This window comes from Paenibacillus sp. KS-LC4 (assembly GCF_036894955.1).
GTDB lineage: Bacteria > Bacillota > Bacilli > Paenibacillales > Paenibacillaceae > Pristimantibacillus.
Map to the genome: position 1 here is coordinate 4,623,465 of NZ_CP145905.1, position 24,472 is coordinate 4,647,936.

29 protein-coding genes and 1 pseudogene are annotated in these 24,472 nt (G+C 45.4%); 3 read left to right on the forward strand and 27 right to left on the reverse strand.

Annotation, left to right across the window (positions count from 1 at the left end):
• The first annotated feature begins 120 nt into the window (after window positions 1-120).
• Window positions 121-1,128 (forward strand): hypothetical protein, encoded by a 1,008-nt coding sequence (locus tag V5J77_RS19535; RefSeq protein ID WP_338552505.1) that lies wholly within the window; start codon window positions 121-123, stop codon window positions 1,126-1,128.
• A 10-nt stretch (window positions 1,129-1,138) separates the two neighbouring features.
• Here the strand turns inward: V5J77_RS19535 and V5J77_RS19540 are convergent, their stop codons facing one another.
• The 7 genes from V5J77_RS19540 to V5J77_RS19570 all read right to left on the reverse strand — a co-directional run bounded on the left by V5J77_RS19540 (window position 1,139) and on the right by V5J77_RS19570 (window position 7,853).
• Complete coding sequence (locus tag V5J77_RS19540) at window positions 1,139-1,438, reverse strand: MazG-like family protein (protein ID WP_338552507.1); 300 nt, start codon at window positions 1,436-1,438, stop codon at window positions 1,139-1,141.
• 27 nt (window positions 1,439-1,465) lie between these two features.
• The gene (locus V5J77_RS19545; protein ID WP_338552508.1) at window positions 1,466-2,062 is read right to left on the reverse strand and encodes an MSMEG_1061 family FMN-dependent PPOX-type flavoprotein; all 597 of its coding nucleotides are present in this window, start codon (window positions 2,060-2,062) and stop codon (window positions 1,466-1,468) included.
• Between the two features lie 73 nt (window positions 2,063-2,135).
• Window positions 2,136-2,831 carry an MOSC domain-containing protein gene (locus V5J77_RS19550; protein ID WP_338556932.1) on the reverse strand — a complete coding sequence of 232 codons (696 nt, stop codon included), beginning with the start codon at window positions 2,829-2,831 and terminating at the stop codon, window positions 2,136-2,138.
• Window positions 2,832-3,009: 178 nt separating this feature from the next.
• The gene (rocF, locus tag V5J77_RS19555; RefSeq protein WP_338552509.1) at window positions 3,010-3,921 is read right to left on the reverse strand and encodes an arginase; all 912 of its coding nucleotides are present in this window, start codon (window positions 3,919-3,921) and stop codon (window positions 3,010-3,012) included.
• A gap of 51 nt (window positions 3,922-3,972) precedes the next feature.
• Window positions 3,973-5,523, reverse strand: a complete 1,551-nt coding sequence (pruA, locus tag V5J77_RS19560; RefSeq protein WP_338552510.1) for an L-glutamate gamma-semialdehyde dehydrogenase — start codon at window positions 5,521-5,523, stop codon at window positions 3,973-3,975.
• A 168-nt stretch (window positions 5,524-5,691) separates the two neighbouring features.
• Complete coding sequence (locus tag V5J77_RS19565; RefSeq protein ID WP_338556935.1) at window positions 5,692-6,888, reverse strand: ornithine--oxo-acid transaminase; 1,197 nt, start codon at window positions 6,886-6,888, stop codon at window positions 5,692-5,694.
• A 47-nt stretch (window positions 6,889-6,935) separates the two neighbouring features.
• Window positions 6,936-7,853 carry a proline dehydrogenase family protein gene (locus V5J77_RS19570; protein WP_338552511.1) on the reverse strand — a complete coding sequence of 306 codons (918 nt, stop codon included), beginning with the start codon at window positions 7,851-7,853 and terminating at the stop codon, window positions 6,936-6,938.
• A gap of 290 nt (window positions 7,854-8,143) precedes the next feature.
• On the opposite strand from V5J77_RS19570, the gene V5J77_RS19575 reads away from it, so the two are divergent.
• The gene (locus V5J77_RS19575; protein WP_338552512.1) at window positions 8,144-8,545 is read left to right on the forward strand and encodes a VOC family protein; all 402 of its coding nucleotides are present in this window, start codon (window positions 8,144-8,146) and stop codon (window positions 8,543-8,545) included.
• Between the two features lie 89 nt (window positions 8,546-8,634).
• On the opposite strand, the gene V5J77_RS19580 is transcribed toward V5J77_RS19575, so the two are convergent.
• From V5J77_RS19580 to V5J77_RS19655, 16 genes and pseudogenes are all read right to left on the reverse strand, one after another.
• Window positions 8,635-9,369, reverse strand: a complete 735-nt coding sequence (locus tag V5J77_RS19580) for an IclR family transcriptional regulator (RefSeq protein WP_338552513.1) — start codon at window positions 9,367-9,369, stop codon at window positions 8,635-8,637.
• Window positions 9,370-9,513: 144 nt separating this feature from the next.
• Window positions 9,514-11,328 (reverse strand): B12-binding domain-containing radical SAM protein, encoded by a 1,815-nt coding sequence (locus V5J77_RS19585; protein WP_338552514.1) that lies wholly within the window; start codon window positions 11,326-11,328, stop codon window positions 9,514-9,516.
• Between the two features lie 174 nt (window positions 11,329-11,502).
• On the reverse strand, window positions 11,503-13,044 hold the full coding sequence (locus tag V5J77_RS19590) for a stalk domain-containing protein (protein WP_338552516.1): 1,542 nt from the start codon (window positions 13,042-13,044) through the stop codon (window positions 11,503-11,505).
• Between the two features lie 208 nt (window positions 13,045-13,252).
• Complete coding sequence (locus V5J77_RS19595) at window positions 13,253-13,522, reverse strand: hypothetical protein (protein WP_338552517.1); 270 nt, start codon at window positions 13,520-13,522, stop codon at window positions 13,253-13,255.
• A 7-nt stretch (window positions 13,523-13,529) separates the two neighbouring features.
• Window positions 13,530-13,739: a hypothetical protein gene (locus V5J77_RS19600; RefSeq protein ID WP_338552518.1), complete on the reverse strand. Its 210-nt coding sequence runs from the start codon at window positions 13,737-13,739 to the stop codon at window positions 13,530-13,532.
• Window positions 13,732-14,019: a hypothetical protein gene (locus tag V5J77_RS19605; protein WP_338552519.1), complete on the reverse strand. Its 288-nt coding sequence runs from the start codon at window positions 14,017-14,019 to the stop codon at window positions 13,732-13,734. The genes V5J77_RS19600 and V5J77_RS19605 overlap by 8 nt, the downstream gene beginning before the upstream one ends.
• A gap of 322 nt (window positions 14,020-14,341) precedes the next feature.
• Window positions 14,342-14,980, reverse strand: coding sequence for a hypothetical protein (locus V5J77_RS19610; protein WP_338552520.1), 639 nt, complete (start codon window positions 14,978-14,980; stop codon window positions 14,342-14,344).
• Window positions 14,981-15,413: 433 nt separating this feature from the next.
• Window positions 15,414-16,082 carry a helix-turn-helix transcriptional regulator gene (locus V5J77_RS19615; RefSeq protein ID WP_338552521.1) on the reverse strand — a complete coding sequence of 223 codons (669 nt, stop codon included), beginning with the start codon at window positions 16,080-16,082 and terminating at the stop codon, window positions 15,414-15,416.
• A gap of 409 nt (window positions 16,083-16,491) precedes the next feature.
• The gene (locus V5J77_RS19620; RefSeq protein ID WP_338552522.1) at window positions 16,492-16,866 is read right to left on the reverse strand and encodes a hypothetical protein; all 375 of its coding nucleotides are present in this window, start codon (window positions 16,864-16,866) and stop codon (window positions 16,492-16,494) included.
• A gap of 12 nt (window positions 16,867-16,878) precedes the next feature.
• Window positions 16,879-17,487, reverse strand: coding sequence for a hypothetical protein (locus V5J77_RS19625; RefSeq protein ID WP_338557091.1), 609 nt, complete (start codon window positions 17,485-17,487; stop codon window positions 16,879-16,881).
• A 75-nt stretch (window positions 17,488-17,562) separates the two neighbouring features.
• Window positions 17,563-17,697 (reverse strand): annotated as a pseudogene (locus tag V5J77_RS19630) (hypothetical protein); the annotation flags it as partial.
• A 247-nt stretch (window positions 17,698-17,944) separates the two neighbouring features.
• Window positions 17,945-18,256: a hypothetical protein gene (locus V5J77_RS19635; protein ID WP_338552523.1), complete on the reverse strand. Its 312-nt coding sequence runs from the start codon at window positions 18,254-18,256 to the stop codon at window positions 17,945-17,947.
• Between the two features lie 8 nt (window positions 18,257-18,264).
• Window positions 18,265-18,927: a hypothetical protein gene (locus V5J77_RS19640; RefSeq protein ID WP_338552524.1), complete on the reverse strand. Its 663-nt coding sequence runs from the start codon at window positions 18,925-18,927 to the stop codon at window positions 18,265-18,267.
• A 127-nt stretch (window positions 18,928-19,054) separates the two neighbouring features.
• A complete protein-coding gene (locus V5J77_RS19645) occupies window positions 19,055-20,296 on the reverse strand; it encodes an IS110 family transposase (RefSeq protein ID WP_338552526.1) in 1,242 nt (413 codons plus the stop codon).
• Between the two features lie 268 nt (window positions 20,297-20,564).
• The gene (locus V5J77_RS19650; RefSeq protein ID WP_338552527.1) at window positions 20,565-20,819 is read right to left on the reverse strand and encodes a hypothetical protein; all 255 of its coding nucleotides are present in this window, start codon (window positions 20,817-20,819) and stop codon (window positions 20,565-20,567) included.
• Between the two features lie 11 nt (window positions 20,820-20,830).
• The gene (locus tag V5J77_RS19655; RefSeq protein WP_338552528.1) at window positions 20,831-21,607 is read right to left on the reverse strand and encodes a recombinase family protein; all 777 of its coding nucleotides are present in this window, start codon (window positions 21,605-21,607) and stop codon (window positions 20,831-20,833) included.
• Between the two features lie 151 nt (window positions 21,608-21,758).
• On the opposite strand from V5J77_RS19655, the gene V5J77_RS19660 reads away from it, so the two are divergent.
• Entirely contained in the window at window positions 21,759-21,965 is a 207-nt protein-coding gene (locus V5J77_RS19660) for a helix-turn-helix transcriptional regulator (RefSeq protein ID WP_338552529.1), read from the forward strand.
• Between the two features lie 260 nt (window positions 21,966-22,225).
• On the opposite strand, the gene V5J77_RS19665 is transcribed toward V5J77_RS19660, so the two are convergent.
• The 4 genes from V5J77_RS19665 to V5J77_RS19680 all read right to left on the reverse strand — a co-directional run bounded on the left by V5J77_RS19665 (window position 22,226) and on the right by V5J77_RS19680 (window position 24,447).
• Window positions 22,226-23,134: a hypothetical protein gene (locus V5J77_RS19665; protein WP_338552530.1), complete on the reverse strand. Its 909-nt coding sequence runs from the start codon at window positions 23,132-23,134 to the stop codon at window positions 22,226-22,228.
• A gap of 114 nt (window positions 23,135-23,248) precedes the next feature.
• The gene (locus tag V5J77_RS19670) at window positions 23,249-23,704 is read right to left on the reverse strand and encodes a hypothetical protein (protein ID WP_338552531.1); all 456 of its coding nucleotides are present in this window, start codon (window positions 23,702-23,704) and stop codon (window positions 23,249-23,251) included.
• 2 nt (window positions 23,705-23,706) lie between these two features.
• Window positions 23,707-23,916, reverse strand: coding sequence for a helix-turn-helix transcriptional regulator (locus tag V5J77_RS19675; protein ID WP_338552532.1), 210 nt, complete (start codon window positions 23,914-23,916; stop codon window positions 23,707-23,709).
• A 150-nt stretch (window positions 23,917-24,066) separates the two neighbouring features.
• Entirely contained in the window at window positions 24,067-24,447 is a 381-nt protein-coding gene (locus V5J77_RS19680; RefSeq protein ID WP_338552533.1) for a hypothetical protein, read from the reverse strand.
• Window positions 24,448-24,472 lie beyond the last annotated feature (25 nt).

Consider the following 24,472-nt stretch of genomic DNA (forward strand, 5'->3'; position numbering starts at 1 on the left):
GATAAACAGGGATGCGACCTTCTTGCATCCCTGTTTGATTTTCCCGGGCATATCGGAGCATGCGTTTACATGCTTTGATCAGGTATAATTTATAGAGAAACTCGCTTTAATCTAAGAGAGGTGTTAACCATTAAGCTCGAAGAAAAAGAACACAAATTCACTGGGCTTCATGCCTTTATAAAGCATGGCGGATTCCTCGAAATACCTGAAAACGAACATTTGACCTTTCACGAGCTATTAACCACCTGCCAGACTAGTGTTACTAGCGGGCAAGCTGCGGTATTAGCATTTGAATTTCACCACTGCGACTTATCCTTAATCTATGTGCATGGCCAATATTATGGCTCGCTTATTGATTTTAAAAAACTGGCCCGAATCAATAATCCTCATCGCATTGCAAAGCAGTGTGACATTCATTTTTGGCATGATTTTGAGCATTATGCGGCCCAGCATCATTTGACGATCCGCACATGCACACAAACCAAAAACAGCAGGAAAGCCATACTCGACAACGGCTTGCGGCTAACGTTCCATTATTCCAAAACACATGACGATTTCCTTATAAGCGAAATAACAAGCCGATATGGGAACAAACGAATCATCCAGTCTACACTCTCAGCCTCCTCTTATATGGAGATGGAGCGTATGGATTTTACGATTCTCCATTATTTGAGGCAGCAGGGCTTCTTCCATTTACCAGCCCACAAAAACAGTCATTTCAATGATTTATTGCTGAAATGCAGCAGCAAGGAAAGCCATAGCGCCATAACCGGCACCATTCTGGGCTTTGAATTTAAAAACTGGCTTTTGGAAATTTTTTATAATGATAATCTGGAGCTTATCGGGGAAAATCTGAAGTTTATAAACCGCTGCCCCCACAGCAGCAAAGAAGAAATTATCAACAATTGCGAGATTCATTTTTGGGAAAGCTTTAAGCTTTATGCACAGCAAAATGATCTGCAAATCACCGAAATTTGCAAGGATCACGATACGATCATTGCTTTTCTGAATACGGGGGCTAATTTACATTTTCAGTATCGGGAGGAATTTGGCGACTATTTGATTAGCGTGCTCGAAGGGGATGGGACCTCATTAAGGGAATCCTACAGACGAATTTATAACGGCTAGGCCCCCCCCCTCACCAAGTGCGAGTTTTGTTAATTTCCATCTTTTTCGCAAAGGCCTGCTCCAAGTCAATATCCAGCTTATTGGCAAGGTCGCAAATATTCCACACGATATCGTACATTTCCAAGCCTAGACGATCTTTGATTTCCTCCTTTTTCTCATGGTTGGGGTGGTAAGACAGATGCAGAAGCTCCTTAACCGTCTCCCCAACCTCCGTAACTAGATAAAGCGCTCTTTGCTCGAGCGTTGACTCATCAAACCCGTGAGCAGTGCTAAATTCCTTCACATGCTTCTGCATTTCTGATAATTGCATAACTGTACCTGCCTTTATAGTCTGAGATTATTTATTTACTGGGAAGCCGTTGATTTCCAAATGAGCCTTGAACATATCTTGAATGGATGGCAGCTGCTCCTTGGAAGGCCACTGCTCATGCCCCCATAAGCCGGCCTGCTTAAAAGCCCGTGGACAGTGAATGAAGCATTCCTCGACTTCAACGACAACGGCAAGTCCGCTCGTCTTGCCCTTCCACTCCATGCTATTGATAAACGCAGCATTACGAGTAAGGCTCGCGCGTCCATTCACACGCAGCACTTCCTCCAGCCCTGGTATAATAAAAATCATTCCGATTTGCGGGTTTTCAATTACATTCAGCAACGAGTCTATTCTTCGATTGCCTGGACGATCCGGAAATGCAATTTGCTTCTCATTAAGCACCTTAACAAAACCAGCCTCATCTCCGCGCGGGGAAACATCGCCTACACCAGATGCATTCGACGTCGCCAGAAAAAAGAGCGGCGACATCGCCAAATAATTGGCCGCATGCGAATCAATAATGGAAATGGTTTTTTTCACGACGGCTTCAGTTGGCTCTGCCATCATGCTTTTCAGCTCCTCCGCAGTCGTCACTCGATCTTCCTGCCATAATGAAATTGTCATTTGGGTGCGCCTCCTTGTATTTGAATTTCGTAATGATATAAGCTGAACATTTCTATCACGCTGCGATTCCAGCTTAATCAGCTTCCTTATTCGCCGCTTTGCCCGTCAGTCGCTCCGCTGTATCCGTCTCTAGTCCAGCCAAGCGTTTCTCGAAGGTCGCTCTCCAACTGCTGGACAGCTCCGGCGCCGCAAGCAGCCGCTCCATAGCCTCCCGATTTGTTTTCTCCACATGCATAATTTGATTGGCGTAAGAAATCGACAATGCTGCCGGATGCTTGCTCAAGCAAATCAGCGAGTCCGAGGGCGAAACGACACCTTCTTGCAGCACGCGAAAATAAAACCCGGTATAGCCCGTTTGCTGCACCCGCAGCGGAAGCTCTGGCAAGCCGTATTTGACCGACAGCTTGAAGCAGGGCTGACGTGGCTGGCTTACCTGCACAATTGCCGTCCCAAGCTGGAACGTATCGCCAATATGGATATTTTCCTCAACGATGCCCTGAGTCGTGAGATTTTCGCCAAAGGCGCCAAAGCCCATCCTCAGCCCCTGCATCTCCCAATATGCATAATGCTCAAAAGGATACACGCACACCGCCTTATCTTCCCCGCCATGATGGACCAAGTCCGCTTGACCGTCCCCTTCGAAGCAGACAGCTGTCAGCTTGATTGCCGCCTGCACAGGCTGCTTATAAATGCCTGTTAAAACCTCTTTCTTCAAATAGGGTACCTGCTGCGGCATCCCGATATTGATCGACTTAATTGAACCCGCCACCACTGAGCTTCCCTCCTGTTTACGAACAGATGCCAATGCTCGGACCAGCAGCACGGCACAGCCGAGCATCCGCATCCACATTCCTATTTATCACATGCATCCTATAAAGCTATCATCCATTCCTTCCATTATGGACGGTTCAGCACATAATTTCCAGCTAAATTGGCAAACTGCCTCGCTACATAATCTGCTCGCCGAAAACAGAACCGATCAGCTCAACGGCTGTAAGAGCCGTTCTGTTGCGATAATCAAGCACCGGATTCACCTCAACAAATTCTGCGGATACTAGCCGCCCCGATTCGGCCAGCATCTCCATGGCGAGATGGCTTTCCCGGTAGCTTACCCCGCCGATAACAGGCGTACCGACACCTGGGGCATCATTTGGATCAAGGCCGTCCAAATCGAAGCTCAAATGGATGCCGTCTGCCGCCGCAAGCCGGCCAAGCGCTTCCTCCATCACCTGATCCATGCCTCGCCGATCAATATCCTGCATCGTATAAACGCGAACGCCAAGCTCGCGCAGCAATGCCTTCTCTCCCGGATCAATCGAGCGCGCACCGATAATGACGACATCCTCCGGCCGAATCGGCTCGCGTTTGCCGCCTCCTGCTCCAAGCAGGCGACGGCTGCCATAGCCGAGGCTAACCGCCAGCGACATCCCGTGAATATTGCCCGACGGCGTTGTGTCCGCTGTATTGGCGTCACAATGGGCGTCAAACCATAATACGCCCAGGCGCGGGACGTGGCGCTGCACCCCTTTTATCGTGCCAATGGCAATGCTATGATCGCCGCCCAAAACAAGCGGGAACCGCCCTTTCCCTAGCTCCTCCGCTGTTTTATCCGCCAGCCTGCTATTGACCCTTACGAGCTCATCTACATATTTCAGCTTCTCGCCCGGCTCAGGGCGGGATGCTGGGCGGCGAACAGTCAAATCACCCAAATCATGCACGATATAGCCAAGCTGCTCCAGCTTCTGTTCAATACCCGCACAGCGAATCGCACTCGGGCCCATATCTACGCCGCGGCGGTCTGCGCCCAGATCAATCGGGACACCGATAATTGAAATATCCGTTTGGTTAACAGGCAGCATAAGCCATCCTCCTTTACCTGCTGGGCTTGCTTCGCATACGCTTAAGCTGCTTTACAGCAGCTCCGAAATCAGCTTAAGCTGTGTAAATTGCAGCAAATAATCCGGGCCGCCAGCTTTGGAATCCGTTCCCGACATATTGAAGCCGCCAAAAGGATGAACACCGACGATGGCTCCAGTACATTTTCGATTAAAATAAAGATTGCCGACATGGAACTGCTCGCGCGCCAGCTCTAGCTTTGCGCGGTTCGTCGAAAATACCGCTCCTGTAAGCCCGTATTCCGTATCATTGGCAATGGCAAGCGCCTCCTCATAGGAGGCGGCTTTGCAGAAGCCGAGCACAGGGCCAAAAACCTCCTCCTGCATTAAGGCAGCATCGGGCTTGAGATCAGCAATAATCGTTGGCTGGATGAAATAGCCGTCGCCTTCCGCCTTTTTCCCTCCAGTCACAAGCCGCCCTTCCTTGCTGCCCGTTTCGATATATTCGAAAATTTTGCGATAAGCGCTCAAATCAATGACCGGCCCCGTATCGCTGTTAAAGTCTACTGGATTGCCGACTGTCAGCGCCTCCGCAAGCTCCGTGCAGCGCTTCAATACCGCGTCATACACATCCTCATGGACGATGGCCCGGGAGCAGGCCGAGCATTTTTGCCCGGAAAAGCTGAATGCCGAAGCGACAATCGCTTGTGCTGCCGCCTCCAGATCGGCTTCGCTATCGACGACAATCGCGTCTTTGCCGCCCAGCTCGCCAACAAAGCGTTTAAGCCAAATTTGACCTGGCGATGCTTTCGCTGACAGCTCGAATATTCTAAGTCCGACCTCCCGCGAGCCTGTGAAGGAAATGAAGCGCGTTAGCGGATGCGTCACGAGCAAATCGCCAATTTCCGCACCGCTTCCCGGCAAAAACTGGACGACACCGGGCGGCATCCCTGCCTGCTCCAGCACCTCGACGAACTTATAGGCGATAACAGGCGTCGCGCTCGCAGGCTTAAGCACGACGGTGTTTCCCGCTACTATTGCTGCGGTCGTCATGCCCGCCATAATGGCCAGCGGAAAGTTCCACGGCGGAATGACGACACCGACACCAAGCGGAATATATTGCAGATCGTTATCTTCACCGTGCAATGCGACCAGCTTCCTCGCTGCTGTCTCACTCATCTCCAGCATTTGCCGGGCATAATATTCGAGAAAATCAATCGCTTCCGCCGTATCGGCGTCTGCTTCGCCCCTCGTTTTGCCCGCCTCAAGCATGAGCCAGGCGTTAAACTCATGCTTGCGCCGTCGCAAAATGGCCGCCGCCTTAAACAGCAATCTCGCCCGATGCGCCACAGGCGCCTTGGACCACGATCTAAACGTCTCATAAGCGCTCACTATCGCCTGCTTTGCTTGCTTTGCATTCGCCTTCGATACCCGCCCTACGACCTCGCTCGTGCTGGAAGGATTAATGGAGCTTTGCATTTCCTCTGTAATGACCCTGCTCCCGCCAATAATAAGCGGGTAAACATGATTCAGCTGCTGCTGTACTTGACGAATGGCTGCTGCAAGCGCCTTGCTGTTCGCCTCAATCGCAAAATCGGTAAACGGCTCCGGTACATAGCTCATCATAGGAAAGCTCCACCCTTCTATTAGTCAAATGAATGAAACAAGCGTAAACGGCTGAAACCGTCCTCTGGCGGCAAAGCTATCGTTTCGCGTTGAAATATAAGCCGTTTAAAAGTGTGCAACTTATAAAGTCTTATATTTTGTAACCTAACGGAATGAAACGGGATGATTTTATAGCGTTTGAAAAACACCAGCAATACGCTCGGCCGCCCATGCAAGCTCGTCTTCAGAAAGGATCAGCGGCGGCGCGAGCCGAATGACTTTTTCATGCGTCTCCTTGCATAGCAAGCCAGCCTCCTTTAGCTTCTCACAGTACGGACGCGCCGCTCCTCTCAGCTCGATCGCAATAAACAGCCCCCTGCCGCGCACCTCCACGATATCTCGGTGCTTGAGCTCTCGAAGCATAGTGAGCAGCTTCTCGCCCAGCGTTAGCGATCTGTCCGCCAGGCGCTCGTCCTCGGTTACACGGAGCGATGCGACAGCTACGGCGCTCGCCAGCGGATTGCCGCCAAACGTCGAGCCATGCGAGCCCGGCTCAAACACCCCCAGAACGCTGCTGTCCGCCGCCACCGCTGACACAGGCAGCACGCCGCCGCCCAGCGCCTTGCCCAAAATGTAAACATCTGGCGTAACCCCTTCCCAATCACAGGCGAAGCGCTTGCCCGTGCGGCCAAACCCTGTCTGTATCTCATCGGCCATCAGCAGCACCTGATGCTGATGGCACAAAGCGGCAGCCTTGCGCAAATAGCCGTCTGGCGGGATGATGATGCCCGCCTCCCCTTGAATCGGCTCGACGAGAAAGGCGGCTGTATTCGGAGAAATCGCTGCTTCCAGCGCCGCAATATCCCCATAAGGAATGAGGGTGAAGCCAGGCGTAAACGGGCCAAAATCTTCCCTGTACGAGGGCTCGGAGGAGAAAGACGTAACGGTCAGCGTTCGGCCGTGAAAATTTCCGGCACAAACAATAATATCCGCTTGGCCCGCCGGGATGCCTTTTACCCGGTAGCCGTATCTGCGGGCTGCCTTCACCGCCGTCTCTACCGCTTCTACTCCTGTATTCATCGGAAGCAGCATATTTTTGCCCGTCAATTCCGTCAGCAGCGCAAGCAATTCCCCAAGCGGCTCATTATAAAAGGCTCGCGACGTCAGCGTGACCAGATCCGCTTGCTTCTTCAAGGCTTCAATAATGCGCGGATGCCGATGTCCTTGATTAAGCGCCGAATACCCGCTAAGCATATCCATGTAACGCTTTCCATCCGGGTCCTCGACCCACACGCCCTCCGCCTTGGCGATTACAATCGGCAGCGGGTGATAATTATGCGCGCCAAGCCGCTCGGTCCGCTCAATCGTATTGACCTTCTCCTTCATCCCCATCCCTCTTTTCCGCCTGAAGGCTATTTCGGTTTCAGCTCAGCTTATCGCTTGAACATGGATTTGAGCACAAAAGAGACATTTTCCGGCCGTTCGGCCAGCCTCCGCATGAAATAGCCATACCAATCCGTTCCGTACGGCACATAGGTACGTACCTTGTAGCCCTCCTCCGCGAGCTGCTGCTGGAGCGCTGTACGAATGCCATACAGCATTTGAAATTCAAATCGCTCCAGCGGAATCGCTTGCTCCTTGACATAGCCCTTCACCCAATCAATAATCGCAGTATCATGGGTTGCAACAGCGGCATAATGGCCGTTGTCCAGCTGCTTTTTTATGATATGGATAAACTGGCGATCCACATCCGCTTTGTCAGGGAAGGCGACCTCCGGCGGCTCCTTGTAGGCTCCTTTTACCAAGCGGTAGTTCGGCTTTAGCATGTGCAGCCGTTCCATGTCCGCTTCGGTTTTGAATAAATAGGCCTGCAGCACAATGCCGATCGGATGGCCGAATTCAGCGCGCAGCTGCTCATACATTTGGATCGACGACTCATTGCGGGCATAATCCTCCATATCAATGCGCACAAAGCTGTTCAAGCGCTTCGCCTCTGACACAATCGTTCGCATAAGACTGAGGCACAACGGATAAGAAATATCCAGCCCCAGCTGCGTCAGCTTCACCGATACGTTGGCGGAAGCTCCCGCGCTGGCAATGGCTTGCAGCCCTCTCACAACCTCCTCGGCAGCTTCCTTCGCCTCCGGCTCGCTTCGTGTAAATTCGCCCAAATGGTCAAGCGTAACGAGAAGGCCGCTTTCATTAAGCGCGGCTACCTTCTTCATCGCTTCGGCAAGCGTCTCTCCCGCTACGAAGCGTTCTGCGCCAAGGCGAAGCCCAAAGCGCAACGCCATCCGATTGGCTACTCGGTTTTTGGACAAATAGAGCAGCATATCACGCATGATTGCCATGCGATCCCCTCCTTCTAGGCGATGTTCTGCCGCTTCACACCTCAAAGGCAGCAGGCTCCGACTGTGGCATAGCCGAAATGCGCTTATGGAATAGGATATGAATGCAGACAGGCACTAAATCCATCATCACAACAAAAGCTTGATGAATATATGGGCGCTTCGTCCACTTATGGGCATTCAGCCCTATCGCTTATGAGGAGGGACAACGAGAGGCAGCCTTGATTCGCTTCTGCTGCCAGAAGTAGAGTATAGTAGGAGTGGTGAAACATATATTTCAGGAGGGTGCAGCCATGTCACAGGATATTTGGATTAATTTGCCAGTCAAAGATGTTGAGAGGTCAGCTGCCTTTTTCAATGAGATTGGATTCCATGCGGTGAGTGTTGGTACCGAGAGAGCGAAGCTTGCCATAGGCCAAACAACGATTTTGCTGTTCCCGGATGCGGTGTTTGAGAAATTTACAGGTTCAAAAAAAGCAGATACTTCCCATTGCGCGGAAGTCATATTTTCAATTAGTGCTGCCAGCAGAGAAGAAGTGGATGCTTTTATTCAAAAAGTGGAGCTTGCTGGCGGAAGCATCTTTAGCAAGCCGAGTGAAAATGACGGCTGGATGTACGGCGCAGCCTTTGCCGACCTGGACGGTCACCGCTGGAACCTGCTGTATATGGATGAGAGCAAAATGCCGAAACGCTAATAGGGAAATGCTAATAAGGAAACGCCGGTCACCTGCTAAAGGTCACCGGCGCACAAATGCCCCCATCTAAAAATAACGAAGCACCGGAGTTAACCGCCAATCGTTGTCGTAATTTCGTGAGCAGCCTGTATAACCTGCTTGCTTAGATCATCCAGACGCTCCTCTGTCAACTGATCTGCCGAGACACCAATCCCTAGCGCGCCAGCTACTTTACGCCCAAAGCCGATGATGGGTGAAGAAATCGCCGCCGTTCCTTCCGTAAGCTCAGCATAGCTGACCGCATATCCCGCCTTCCTGATGCCGGGCAAAGCCGAGAGCAGCTGCATGCGCTTCTCTTGATCCTCGACCAGTCGAACCAGTAACGCCTCCGCTTCACTCCTTTTCATATTGGCCAAAATCACTTTATTCGACGCGCCGATGTGCATCGCGATCCGCTCACCCAAGCCTTCTACAACACGCTTCTTCACCGAGCTGTCTACTTTATCGACCCCCATTGAAAACAAACCGTAAGGAATCGTCAAAAATACCGTTTCCTTCACTTCCTCCGCCAGCCGCTCCATAATCGGCCTTGCCGCCATGCGCAAATCCAGCTGTTCCAGCTGCTGCAAGCCGACCTCCATCCACTTCGGTCCCAGACGGTAACGCTTCGTCTCTGGAAGCTGAACAATCAGCTCCTGCCGCACTAATGTGCTAATGAGTCTATGCGTCGTACTTAACGCCAAGCCTACCCGCTCTGAAATATCAGATATCGCCCAGCCAGTACGGCTGTAATCAGACATGAGCAGCTGAATAATTTGCATTGCGCGATCAATAGATTGAACCAATCGTATCCCTCATTTAACAGTCTGATTGCTTTTTCGTCAAAACCTAACATACAATCATCGTTTTACGATTAATATAGGTGGCAACATTTTGTTTGTCAATAAAAAAAGCAGTCCACGTCACTTTAAGTGACATGAACTACTTTTTTACGCGGTTACCGCATCATGATGCAGCTTCAGCATATAAGGCTTAGGCGCCATCTTGTTGCTGCCAGCCTCCATGGCATACAGAACGATGAGCAGCGTATGCGTATTTTTCTGAATCGAGCCGTCCGCCAAATACGTCTCAAGATCAAACGGCAACCGTTCGATAACCGCATGCTTATGCAGCTCCTTCTCCGACATGCCAAGCGCCGCGAACGATTCCGACACCTTCTCCGGCCGTTCGACGAGACTGCGCATATGGCTTCCCCATACCGCTTTGTCCATCGTGAACTCCCACCACGTTTTGCGCGGCTTATATTTATGGTTGAGGAAATAATCGTATTTCATCAGCCCCATAATGACGTCCATATCTGGTGCGTCTTCACCCGCTAATTGCTTATCGTGATGATAGCTGCTCAGGAACGACCATAGCCGGGAAAATAAATCCTCCAGCTGATGCCCGATTTTCTGCCAGCCCCGCTCCTCCCAATAGTCGCCAAAGTCCTGGAAGAAATCAAACGGCGACGGGAAAACCTGCTCCACCAAATACATAAGCGTGCGGTCCATTCGGTGCGCATTCCAATATTTCTCCAGCACGTCCTCGACCCGCTTCATGCGCACAATGTCGCCGAACGGCATCAGGTCATTGCCGAGCATTTCGTATGGCGCACGATCCATGTAGATGTAGCCCCACTTCTCCGCGTCGTTACGCAGGCCGGTGCCGCGCAGCATTTTCAGAAAACCGAGCTGCATTTCTTCAGGCCCAAGCGCAAATACATCGTTGAAGGTGCCTTTGAACGTATCGTAGTTTTCGAGCGGCAATCCGGCGATTAAGTCGAGATGCTGGTCGATTTTGCCCGATTCCTTCACCTTCGTCACCGTCCGCACAAGCTTGGACCAATTCTGTCTGCGCTGAACCGCCTCATTCGTCGGATCGTTCGTGGACTGCACGCCAATTTCGAAGCGGAACACGCCTGGCGGCGCATGCTCAGCCAAATAGTCGAGCACCTCGGGGCGCATAATGTCTGCCGTAATTTCAAATTGGAAGACGCAGCCGTTATGATTTTCGATCAAAAATTGAAAAATCTCCAGCGCATAATCCCGCTTAATATTAAACGTCCGATCGACGAATTTAATCAGCTTCGCACCGGCATCAATCAAATACAAAATATCCGCCTTCGTCCGCTCCTTGTCAAAATAACGAACGCCCACCTCGATGCTGGAGAGGCAAAACTGACAGCTGAACGGACAGCCCCGGCTCGTCTCAAAATAAACGACGCGGCTGGCCAAATGCGGCACATCCTCAGCAAAACGATACGGCGACGGCAGCGTGGCCAAATCCAGCTTCGGACGACCCGGATTCACCAGTGCCTCCATATAGCCCTCGCGCTGCTTGCGATAGGCGAGGCCAAACACCATATGGTACTTGCCCGCTCCCTCGATCTCGGTCAGCAGATGGTGGAAGGTCTCCTCGCCTTCACCGACAACGATAAAATCAACCTCAGGAATGCGCTCCATCCAATGATCGGTGTCGTAGCTTACCTCGGGGCCTCCGAGTACGATTTTCACCTGTGGACTGACCTTGCGCAGCATATTGATGACCGTAATCGTCTCTTCAATGTTCCAAATGTAGCAGGAGAAGCCGACCACATCCGGCTGGCGGGAATAGATATCCGACACAATGTTCATAACGGGATCTTTAATCGTATATTCGGCAATATCAATATCGAATTGCTCGCCGCTGTAAGCCTTCAGGCAGCGCAGCGCAAGCGATGTGTGAATAAATTTTGCGTTTAATGTGGAAAGGACTACCTTCATCTCGTTACCTCGCTCATTGTTTTGTCACTATTGTCTATCATTGTACTACAAATGAGGGCTCCCGCACAAAAGAAAAGGCTGCTGGCGGTCGCTTACGCTCCCGCCAACAGCCTCTACTGTTTTGCCCAAAAGGTTAAGATGAATGCTTTACATAATTGATTTAGATTATAAGTGCTAGTCTTTCATACTAATATATAGCTGGTCCTTCAGCTGCATGTCGAGAACCGGGAAGCGAACCCTCCACTTATTGTCACCAAGCGCCGTCACTTCATTTTCTGCAAAGCCACGCGGCTGAAAGCCGAAGGTACGGTCGAAGGAAATAATGACTTGAATCGTCTCGCCCGGAAGCATACGGTTCAGCTCATGACCGAGGTTAATCGCCCAGCTGCGAATATCGCTCGCGGAAGAAGCGCCATAATACGTGTAAAAGCGTGGATCAATATCTGCTGTCAGCACGATCCAGCCCTGCGAATCACGCTTCACTTCCCAATTGCTGAAGCTTGCTGTGCCATCGCCTGTCGCTACTGATCCGAATTCCTTCTTCATCAGCGCTGTGATCGTCTCCATTGAAGCGCCTTTCAGCGTATCTGGCAAAATCGCTGGCAGGAATTTCACATCCTCCTGCGGGCTTTCCGGCAGCAGGCCCATCAGCAGGCTCGCATGGGCAACCGATACAGCAAAGTTCAGATCGGCCTGCGAAGTATAGCCAGCGGTTGTAATGCCGACCAGATCGCCGTATTCATCGAACAGCGCTCCGCCGGAGCTGCCGTGGTCGATTGGCGCACTTGTCTGGATATAGGTGAGGCCAGCTTCGTAAGAAATGTTACTTACGAGACCATCAGATACCGTGTTCTGGATACCGAGCGGGCTGCCGATGGCTACGACTTTATCGCCTTTCTCTGGGACGGTATAGCCTACGCTCACAGGCTCCAGATACAGCGGCTCATCCGTCTGAATGATCGCAAGATCTGAGCTTGGACGGTTCACAACGACACCTTGAACCTTGTATTCATCGCCATAGATCGACGTTATCGTTGCCGAGCTCGCATCCTCAATGACGTGATTGTTAGTCAAAATCCAACGATCACCGATAACGACGCCGCTGCCAAGCGCTTTATTCGTAGTGATCAGCACGACGCTTTCATCGTTCTGCTCCACAATTTCCTTAGGCGTCAGCTTCGTACGATCATCCACTGGCGATTCCTCGTACTCGTCGTAAGCATCTGCCCACTGTTGTTCTATGGAGGTGATGCGAACAGCTTGCGCCGCATTATCCCATTTCACTTTGGCGCCAAGCGCCTCGGCCACGAAACGGGTCGGCACGAAGGTGATGCCATTTTTCACAGCAGGAGCTGCATCAAGCTTAACGGTTTTGCCGTCGACAACCGCTTCCTTCTTGCCTACGGTCAGCGATACCGTCGTTGTGTTTTTGCGCACGATAATCGTCTGCGTCTTCTCCACCCAAGTGATGGAGGCGCCCAGCGCAGTAAAAATCTGACGCATCGGCACGAACGTCACGCCGCTCTTCACATAAGGGGTCGCTGGAAGCGAAAGCTTGCTGCCGTCAATATAAACCTTAATAGCTTGCGTCGTAGACGCTGCTGTCGTAACAGCGCTTGCTGCCGCAGCCGTCGAAGTCGTTCCAGCCAGCGGCGACAGCAGCAAGCCAGTAACGAGCAACGGGGCTAGCAGCGTTTGTGCTAGTTTTGTTTTCACGTATGTATTTCCTCCAAATTTTAGTCGATTACCTGGGGCGTATTTTATTGATAGATTGAGTCCCGTCCGCAAATGATAGAGACACCCAAACGAAGGCGGAACCTAGCCAAACAGATACTCTCATGGTACCATTTTCTGTTGTTGGTTGTCTATTGGAATGGGGATTGGGGTTTGAGAGAGATAAAGCTTATAAAAATGAATGGCAGTATCATTGTTCACAATATGTTAGCGGTATTAAGTCCTTCTTCTCCTTGTTCCACCAAAATGAGCTTGCTCCATAATAAATATCATTTGCCCATTCTTCAGGCAGCATATGAAACAACATGCTATTCTCATCAAAATCGTTTCCAGCCCAATGTCTATTTATCCGTCCTAAAGCCTCATGATAGGAAAGACTAAATAGTTTTACCATTTCATCAATTATTTCATCACAGTACTGTTCAGCTTCTATTGAGACTAGAAAATTATACTTGTTCAAATTTTTATTACCCCCATTGGGTTGAATCTTTTCTAACCGAAATTCCGTGATCTATGAAATGAATGAGAAAAGTAGACCCCGAAGCAAATAAAATTTCATGAGATATTGTTTTTTCATCCATCATGAGCAGTTCATCGTATCCCCAATCATCCATACCTCTATGCCCACTTTCTTCTATAACGACATCAGTAATCAATCGCTTGATTTGATTATTCAATTGTCCATTGTTCATTATCATCTGTTACAGTAATAATTAACTGAATAGGGTTTGGGTCTCCGTAATGGCTATGCTTGATTTTATACTCTTTCAATCGGTAGTCATGAAAACCAGTATTTCGAAAATGCTCGAATACTTCCTTGAACAGCCTTTTATCTAGTTTCATAAATTCATGATTATACTGCCTAGCATTGTCTTTCCACTCTATTTTCGCACGCTTCTTCTCTTCTGGGCTGCCAAAATTAATCGCTGTCCATAAACTGTCTTTAAAATATTTCATCCTATACCCTGCCTTATGTAATGTCTGCTCTTAATAAGCTGCGCAGTTTAATGGTAACTGTTTCTATACGATTGTTATTAAACCACTCGGCTTCCGACCAGAACTTGTTATACTGAACTAATTGAAGGTACGCTGCCAGTACCTCCCCACGGTTCTGTCTTATTGTAATGCTCTGATTTAATAACTGTGACAAAATCTCAAAGCAGTTGACGCGCTCTCCTCCAACCTGCATCCCATCGCACAACTCTTTAGCAAGCCCAACTTCCTCGATTTCTTCATTTGTAAATTCTATATGTTCAATAAATATAACTCCCTCTCCTTATTAAACATAAATAATCTCATCAACAAAATCATCGACTATTAATAGACTAGATGTCGGAATGATAACCATACCATTGTGCTGCCTTAAAATTTCTGAACAAAGCCTCAGTCTTGCTCTAATAGCATTTTTCCAAATGTCATCCATCCATGGGAAGCAGAAAATTTGTTTTCCTTGTCCCAGACCTATAGCAGCAGAAGCATTCCAGCGCTCATTACTAATATGTTTCATTTGCCTATCCAGACGGGAGGGAGACAGCTCAAACAAATCAATTAGTTCATCCACCGTGTGGTGTTTAACAGTGTAACTTTGCAGTTGCTGACGGATCGTCTTTTTTCGAAGTAATGAAGTAACAGCATTTGGCTCTAGCCCTTCTCCAACATACCATCCATACGTTTTAAGTGTTCGGAAATTCTCTAATTTCTGGTTAACAAGCAAGCTTCCAGTATAATTTTTCACCCGACCAGCCAAAAAATAGGAAAGCGCCCATCCACCACGCCCCGGCTCACTTATAATGGCATAAGCTTTTCCTGAAGAAAACGTATATGAAAAATCAGACAGTGTCTCCTTCCATGAAGGAAAATTATGCATAGATGGCTTGCAAGAAAGCGATATATTCTTTAGCTCTAGTTTTTCCAGCATGCGTAATCCCCTTCTTTTGACTCTAAAACAAACCTAATGAGCGTTCATTTTACTTTTTCCATCTTGAAAAACGTTCCATTATCAAACACAATAATTTCATTTCTGTTTATGAGATAAAAGGTCGCTCCAATATTCTTTATCCCCACTATCCGTATAAACTTCAATCATCGTCACATCATCTAAGCACATTCTCAGCAACAGGCAGATTATGGCCCGTTTCCTTGTTTAGAAATGTAACTGACTTACAGTTCTTCATGCTTAATAATACATCTGAATCAAGGTAAATCGGTTTTGCTTTCATCACAACCGTATCAAACATTCATTTCCTTCTTTCTATTATCTGTATGAATTAATATTCTGGATCAAATTAGCTATGTTATAAGAAAAGAACATTTGCCTATCTCATCCTCACCTCCCTTCCGTTTTTCTTGTCTTACGCTTTCATCCACAGCAAATCATACTTTTTCAGGAGCTTAAACAATTCGTTATGAAAGCTTTCTTCCTCTTCGTCCCATACCGAAAAGCCTGTAATCCCCATGAAATACATCATAGAACGCAACGCCTCAGTACGCTTATCGTGCTTCCTCTCCCATTGCAGTTGCTGCTCAGCATCCAGATTCTTGGGAACAGATTCATTCAACAGGTTTGAAGTCCTTTCCAGTATTTCATATGCTGTATTGCCCTTTTCAACAGAATAGAGTTCATTGTATAACGTACCTTGAAGCGTAAGAATAATCCTTTCCATTTTTAATTCATCGTACATCATTCGTTTCTCTTCCTGATAAGGATCAATTGACCTTGTATATTCATGTTCGTTTCCATCCGTATCCGTAAAATAGTCAGGCATTTCAAACGAGTCACGTTTAGAAATTCGATTCAGATAATCCAATCTCAGCTCGATCTCTTCTATTTTCGATAACTCTTTTTGAAAGTATTCTGCTTCCAAATTAAATAGCTTACACAGCGCTTCTAGCTTGGCTTTTGGAATGGGTCTACGCTTACTCAGCCAGTCCGTAACCGTTGATGGTGTAATCCCTAGCTTCTCCGCTAATTTCTTATATGTTCCGTTGTATAGCCTTACGATGTATTCTAAACCGATCATAAACACCCCTCCAATTGACGTGTTGTTACGTCTTGATATAAATATAACATTGACGTTTCAACACGTCAATAAGGAGCGAGTAAATATTTTAAGCAAAAAAGAAACCACATGGAGTTGTTACACTCTCATGTGGCTTTTCAACTAAAACCTACTCCTAAAATATTATAAATCCATCCTCACAGAATTTCCTATTTTATTCATATGCATCAATATAAAAATAATCAGCATATTCTGAGAATCCTGCAATATTACGATACTCTTCAACAACTGAATTAGCCTTTTCTTCCGTGGAGAAGATTCCAATAATCTTCGTTTCTTCACAGCCATTATTTATGAAACTATGCTGCAAAAGATATGGACATACGCTACGCTACTAAATCAGTGATTAATCTTTTCAAATCTTTGAGTTTTATTCCATTAATAACTCTTTGTTTTTGGCGTGTATTATTTGCAAGGATTGGTTCATTTGCTCCATATTAAAGCTTATTTCTCTGTTATAAGACAAAAAGATGAGTTTTAACCAAAAAGCATTATCTTTTGCATAACTAATAAGGGCGTCTCTTATATTATCTTCTGTAAGGCTATTGACAATAATTTTAGGTGGAGCTGCCGGAATATATCCCTTTCCCTCTTTATTCATATACCATAGTAGATTAAGAGGAGTAATTACCACTACACTATAGTTAAAACCATCTTCTAATTCGACAAAAACATCAATATTATCATTATTAATATCCTCTATTTCATTTAATGGTACAGGATAATGAATTTTTATTATTTCCATATTCTAGCCTCATTACTTATAAATTTTTTTAATAATATTAATTACTGTTTGTTCATTGTGTTTATTTGCCTTTGCTAGAATCTGCATTGAGCCATTGTTCATTCTAAAGAATACGCGAGCCCCCTCATCTCCTCTTAAATAATTTATATTGTTAAACAAGTTCTTATTACCCAATCCTGGATTAGTATTTCCCGCTAGAAACTTCGCAATAAGATCATCAGCTTCTTTTTGAACTCTAGGGTTTTCTCCCATTTCCTGAGCCGCTTTAATAAGTCTTGCTTCAGCTTTAATCGCACTTGATGCACGTGTACCTATACGCACTGTACTTCCGATACCACCAACCATACCATCAACTACAGCATTTAAGGTATCCTCCTTCCGACCTGCTTTTTCAAACATTTTTTCTAGCTCAGCTTTAGCCCATTTTGCAACACCCTCTTTATTTTTTTTATTATGATTACCCGTCGCTAGATCAAATAAATACTTAAACTGGTTATTGTTGAAATTGTCAGGATCAAACGAATATTGTGTTTCTTGACCCAAGATACTTCTAATTTTCCACCAAGCATCAGTATTATGCCCTTCATTCCCTGCTATTTGAAGATATATATCCAATTCCATACTATTAACCTTATTTCCAGACGGGTCATTATAAATTAAGGGATTATTATAAACATACGTATACAAATTCAAACTCAGCGGGTTATTTATCTCCCCCTCATACGTATCCTCATTAATAAACCGTCCTATACTCGGATCATAATACCTTGCACGGAGAGCATCACCGTAATACGAATAAATAGCTTGTTTACCATTTGAAGAGGAGCACACGAGATGCTACTTCTCGCTACGCGGCTTACGTTCGGATTGGACTCCAACAACTTAATCTCTGTTTCAGTAAATCATGTTCTGATTTCACTCATGATGTTCATTCCCCATGTAATCTCGTTAGTATGATTAAAGCACAAAAACCCGTAAGAGGTCACGTTTTTTAAAAGTGTCCATCTTACGGGTTACAGTTCAAAAGACTTCCCTCGTCTCTTTTAATACGTTAAGGAAGATCACGTTTATAATAATTTCATCTTAATTTATACACAAAATCAATATACCCATTAATCGATTTTTCTACATTTTCTTTTTCATATATTATCTCCCTCTTGAAGGGCAAATCCCAATTATTATCTTTTATTAAATTTAAAATAAATACACCAACACCACCGTCCAAATAATACCAACCAATATCAATAATATATTCATCATTAAAATAAGAAACTGATAATAAATCCTCACTCAATTCAGGATCATAGTTTTTTAACGGTTTCTCTAAATCAATTCTATGGAAATAATTAAATAAAACTTTACCTTCTCTAAAATCTATTTTTTCCAACATTTTTCCACCTACTTTAAATATGATTTATATGTTGCTTCAGATATTGGATGCCCATGAATTTCTCCTACAGAGTTCATCTCAACCCTCATGTAGACTGTCTCCTTTCCACCATTTGCACCAATTACATCTTCAAATTTCATTACCTTAAACAAATCCCTATTATTTGCAGAGGTCCCATTTTCCCATGCATACCTTTCAATTGATTCAATATCTATTCCAGGTTTATAACGAGCAGCTCCTCCATTTGAAGTGGATTTAACTATTTGTTTCCATGTTAGATTTTTTTGGGGTATATGTTTCAAATATTTTATCCATTTTACAGTTGCATCGACTTCTGATAGAATTTTCTCACCATTTCTCATAATAGTAACAAACATTCTTCCACTTTGACTTACTATTCTTCCATCAGGTATAAATCCAACTAATATTACAGCCTTATAAAATTTAGAACCATCCGGATCTAATAACACAGGAATGTCATTACTAAAAAACTGATAATTGGCATATGCTGCCACAGTTGCAGGGTTAGTAGATAAGTAAAAACCTATTACAGCTTCCCAGTATTCACTTTTGTTGTTTTTAGTAAACACAGCATCACCAGAGCAGACATAAGCTCCTTCGCATGCAATATTACCACTAGGGTCACTATACTTTAATGGATTATTATACACATAGGAATATAAATTCAAGGAAAGAGGGTTATTGATCTCCCCTTCATACGTATCCTGATTGATAAAGCGCTCATATAGGATAGAAACGACGATATCTAACTAATAGAAATATCGCCGTCCTACTAAATTATACAGCATTTTCCTTTGTTGCTACTGGTAAACGATACTCCGTCTTATTCTTCATCATCTTAAACACGATATTAATCAGCTTTCGCATCACGCATACAATAGCTTGTCCTTTCGTCTTGCCTTCCGCCTGTTTTTTGAGATAGTAATCCAACAATATTGGATTGCGCGGGGTTTGATTTCGCTTGGATACAACCAATTGGCGGCAAGCAAGCTGAAAAAACAATTCGTGAAGGGTTCGGTTGCCCTGACTCGTCTTCACATGCTTCACCTTACCTCCTGAGCCTACATCGACAGGAGCAACACCTGCGAACCTTGCAAGCTGATTGGCTGACGAGAAGCGCTGGATATCCCCTATTTCAGCAACCAAGCTTGCCGCGCTGACCAAATCAATACCCGTCATGCTCTCCAGCTTGTAGCCTAATCTCTCCATCAATGGCTTTAGTTCTCGCTCCGTTTGCATCATCTCTTTCTTATGGAAGCGAATTTCTTTCACCAAGCTTCTGACAATGAAATCTCGCTTATCTTGAAATTCATTCCTCTGCTGCCCGTCACATTGGACAAGTGCCAAAATGGTAGCCGCTTTTTTCGTGGAACAAGCATAGTTGCTCAACCTCTGTAAGAAATAGGTTAGCTCCTCCAAAGAAATGTCCTCCAAGTGCAGAGGCGATGGGAAACGGTGAAAGAAGCCTAATGACGTTTTGCCATCCAACTCCGTAAAAAATTTGCGGTAGGTCGGATAATGATGCTGCAACTGTGCATGGAGTTTCTTAATCGAAAACGACAACCCCTTCGTGCTGGCTTTACGCCGCGATACCAATTGTTGAATCGCCCAATAATGGTCTAGGGGCTTCGCAATCGGAAGGCGATCCAATTCCTCCATTAATACCGTCGCTATACATTGCGCATCCCACGCATCCGATTTGACGACCGTTAGCTGACTCTTCCGCTTGGCGCTAGACAGCTTGCTGCTCACTTCTCTAACGGCAAACGACTTTCTGTCCAGAAATACAGCCAATGTCCTGCCAAAATTATTGGTATCTTCTAAACTGATTATGATTTGGCTCAGTCCCGATTTCACACGATGCTTCTCCATGATTTTCAACAGCTTTGGAAATTCCGAAGGTTTATTCGGAAACGTGTATTCAAATACCTTCTGGCGATAAAAGTCCATACCTACAGCCGTATGCTGGTGCTTATGCGGATCAATTCCCACGTATAAATAATCCAGTCTCTCCTTCAAACACATCCATCCTTTGTATGTAAAATAATGCACTTAAGTGACTGCTAGAGAGCAGCTTGCAACCTCCCATTTCGAGCGTTAATCCGTTAGATTCGCAATGATACCTAAGCAATGCCGCCCTGTAGCAGTCACTCAAATACGTTTGATTTTAAATGACACAGATTCTTAAAGAGAGGTTTGCAACCTGAGAACAAGCGTTCACCGCTATTTTGCACGATGCGCAACGATACTATAGCAATATCCGTCTCTTCTTCCATCTGTTTCTTTCTTACGATGTGGCATTCATTTCATACGCAAGAAAGGCTTTCGTTAATCGTAACTGCAATAATTGCAAACGTAATTGAACTTCTGACTGATGTAAAGCGTCTAAAACTTCTTCTACTGACAACTTTTCAAACTGTTCTCCGTATCGAAAAATATGATCGAATATGGCGCTTTGACAATGCTCTAACGTCTCCAAACGTTTATAGAAGCAATCTTCCTGTTCCACATAGCCGTTATAGGTCTTCATGGCTTCGTCCATGTCGTCACCGCCTACAGAATGGCTTGGTGAAGCCCTACAGCTTCAATATCCGCATAACGGTAGATGCCACTATAGAACGCTCTGCGGTCAAGAATACGCTTGATCTGCGTTTTCGTGAATGATTTGCCTTGCTGCGTTTTGTAATGTTCAAGATTCATTTGATACGCCAGTTGAGAAAGCGACCAATGCGGGAATAACTCACGCAACTCAAACACGCGCTCCACAACAATCGCCTGTTCTGCATCAACCTCCAGCACCTTTGAACCCCGTTTCGCCTTATATCCGAAAGGCTTGCGACCTCCCGCATACCCGCCTAATCTGGCTTTCTGGCTGCGTCCCTTTCCGAGTTTCATCGCAATTTCCAACCGCTGGTACGCATCCAACAACTCCAGCAATCCATTCACCAAAAAATCATTTGGATTGGCTTTGTAGATGGAATAAGTGGGCTGTTCAATGGCTTTCACATCCACCTTGAACTTCTTAAACTCCCGATGAATCAACACTTTGACAATATCACTTCGCCACAAGCGATTCGTATTCAACACGATCACATAATCAACAGCATGGGTTGCTACCATCGCCAGCATGTCTTGAAAACCTTGGCGATTGACTTCCATCGCCTCTTCATCTACTTTTGCACCGCTTATTCCTTCATCCATAAATACATGAAGCAACTTCCAGCCCTGTTCTTTGCAATAGCTTTCAATCTCTTCCTGTTGGTACGCCAACGAATACCCTTCTTTGGCTTGCCCCTGTGTGCTTACCCGTATATATCCAATGACATTCATCTCGTTTCCTCCCCTTCCGTAACAATAATCTCAATTATCGTTACGCTTATGACTACCACACCTCCATTATAGTACGGTTAAGACTACCATTCAATGATTTCCTCTGAAAAACATGGTATTATTTATTTCATAATGACGAAGGGGAAGCGCCATGAAAATAAAAATCCGACTACGAGAAATTTTGGAGGAACGGAACGTTTCACAACGGGAACTTGCCCGAATGATGGGAATACGCCACCCGACAATTAATCACCTATGTTCCGACTCCGTAGACCGAGTCTACATCCGTACACTGGAACAAATCTGCGAAGCCCTGAATATTAAAATTCATGAACTCATTGTGGAGGAAACCGAGTAGACTATCGCTCGGCTGTTTCATTTCAAGTTGCCTCGGCGGGTGAATGTGTTACTCCCCTGCCGTAAATAGCAATTCAGAGTAATGATTTAAACCATCCCCCGATGCTGGACTATCGTGGTTCTATACTTTTCTCCGCATCGGGGATTGTTTTTTCTTTGTTTTCAAGTACAATAAGAGCTATGTTATTAATATTTCATCCAACATGCGGGACTTTTTATCGTTATCGGCAAAATAACGTGTCCGTCTGTGAGGATGTGTCTTTACTGGTTAATTGCCAGCGGTTTCAGACAGTTCCCTGCGGGAATTGTCATTTTTTTTGCTAACGCTTTTCGACTGGCGAACGTGGATGATGAATACAGTCCTCTATGTGTCGCTTCGTCAAGCATATATTGCAAGCATTGAAAACCGAGAGTGGTTTCGATTTTGGATATATTAGCTTTGTTTTCCTGCAACCACGTTGTATCTATTGCGCTTTGCGTTGAGGGATATTCGATCTGACTTAGTGCTTTTGCCGTCATATAATCAAATAACGGTTTGCCGAGCAATTCAGCGGCATTTTTAGTCGATGAAAACTTCTTCATATCGCTATTGCTTGGTCTGATTTCAAGACGCAGAATACCTTTGGACTGTTCGACCAGTTCAGACAATGCTTTATCTCTCTGCATCTGCTTCTGTTTGTCATAGAACATAATTCGGCTACTCTTGTTGGAGAACTCAACCGTCTGATCTTGGTTGTAGCTTCTTGTATTCTTAAATGCTAGCTTTTGCTTGCTTAGCATTCGTATGTACTCACCAACGTCTTTGCCTGCTTGAAAGTTCCAACATACATCTGCTCGGCTTATCGACCATGCCGAATGGGGAATACTAATCGAAAAGAGTTGTTGAATACGTTGCTGAACGCTCTCAAAGAAGCTAGGAATGTCATGTTCGGCAATAAGGGTTACATTGTTGCCATATAACAACTTTGGTATGGAGACTTGAATGGATAACGTCTGACTGCCATCAAGATACTTGATGTATGACAATTGCTCATCATATAATTCATACCTCGTTTGGAGTACGCCCGTTTCCTTGTTTAGAAATGTAACTGACTTACAGTTCTTCTTGCTTAATAATACATCTGAATCAAGGTATATCGGTTTTGCTTTTATCACAACCGTATCAAACATTCAATTCCTTCTTTCTATTATCTGTATGAATTAATATTCTGGATCAAATTAGCTATGTTATAAGAAAAGAACATTTGCCTATCTCATCCTCACCTCCCTTCCGTTTTTCTTGTCTTACGCTTTCATCCACAGCAAATCATACTTTTTCAGGAGCTTAAACAATTCGTTATGAAAGCTTTCTTCCTCTTCATCCCATACCGAAAATCCTGTAATACCCATAAAATACATCATGGAATGCAACGCCTCAGTACGCTTATCGTGCTTCCTCTCCCATTGCAGTTGCTGCTCAGCATCCAGATTCTTGGGAACAGATTCATTCAACAGGTTTGAAGTCCTTTCCAGTATTTCATATGCTTTATTGCCCTTTTCAACAGAATAGAGTTCATTGTATAACGTACCTTGAAGCGTAAGAATAATCCTCTCCATTTTTAATTCATCGTACATCATTCGTTTCTCTTCTTGATAAGGATCAATTAACCTTGTGTATTCATATTCGTTTCCATCCGTATCCGTAAAATAGTCAGGCATTTCAAACGAGTCACGTTTAGAAATGCGATTCAGATAATCCAACCTCAGCTCGATCTCTTCAATTTTCGATAACTCTTTTGAAAGTATTCTGTTTCCAAATGAAATAGCTTAGACAGTGCTTCTAGCTTGGCTTTTGGAATGGGTCTACGCTTACTCAGCCAGTCTGTAACCGTTGATGGTGTAATCCCCAGCTTCTCAGCTAATTTCTTATATGTTCCGTTGTACAGTCTTACAATGTATTCTAAACCGATCATAAACATCCCCCTAACTGACGTATCGTTACGTCTTGATATAAATATAACATTGACGTTTCGACACGTCAATAGGGGATTAGTAAATATTTTAAGCAAAAAAAAGAAACCACATAGGGGTGCTACACCCACATGTGGCTCGGAAATTAGCAGTTATACATTAATATTAATTTTACATCCATCTAAGTTGACTAGCTTTTTGTTAATCGGCTGTGAATCAGCACGATAAACTTCCAATTCATTTAAATAACCATCAACAATGTGAAGATTAAATACTATTGGACAGCCTTCATCATTGCAAATCATTTCTACTGGTATTCTTGCCTCCAACGGAAATCTTCGAGTACCCGACTCAACTTCTAAATCAATCGTTTTACATCCGCAAGCGCATATTCCAATCACATGACAATTGTTTAGTTGATCCTTGATTACCTGTATTCCTGGAAAATCAACACTTAACATCTTAGACAACCAAGAGCGTTCTTCTTCCGAAAAACGCCTCTTTTCATCTAACTTTACTCTTAAGTTACCCACTAGATACCCACTTTCTTTTAAAAAT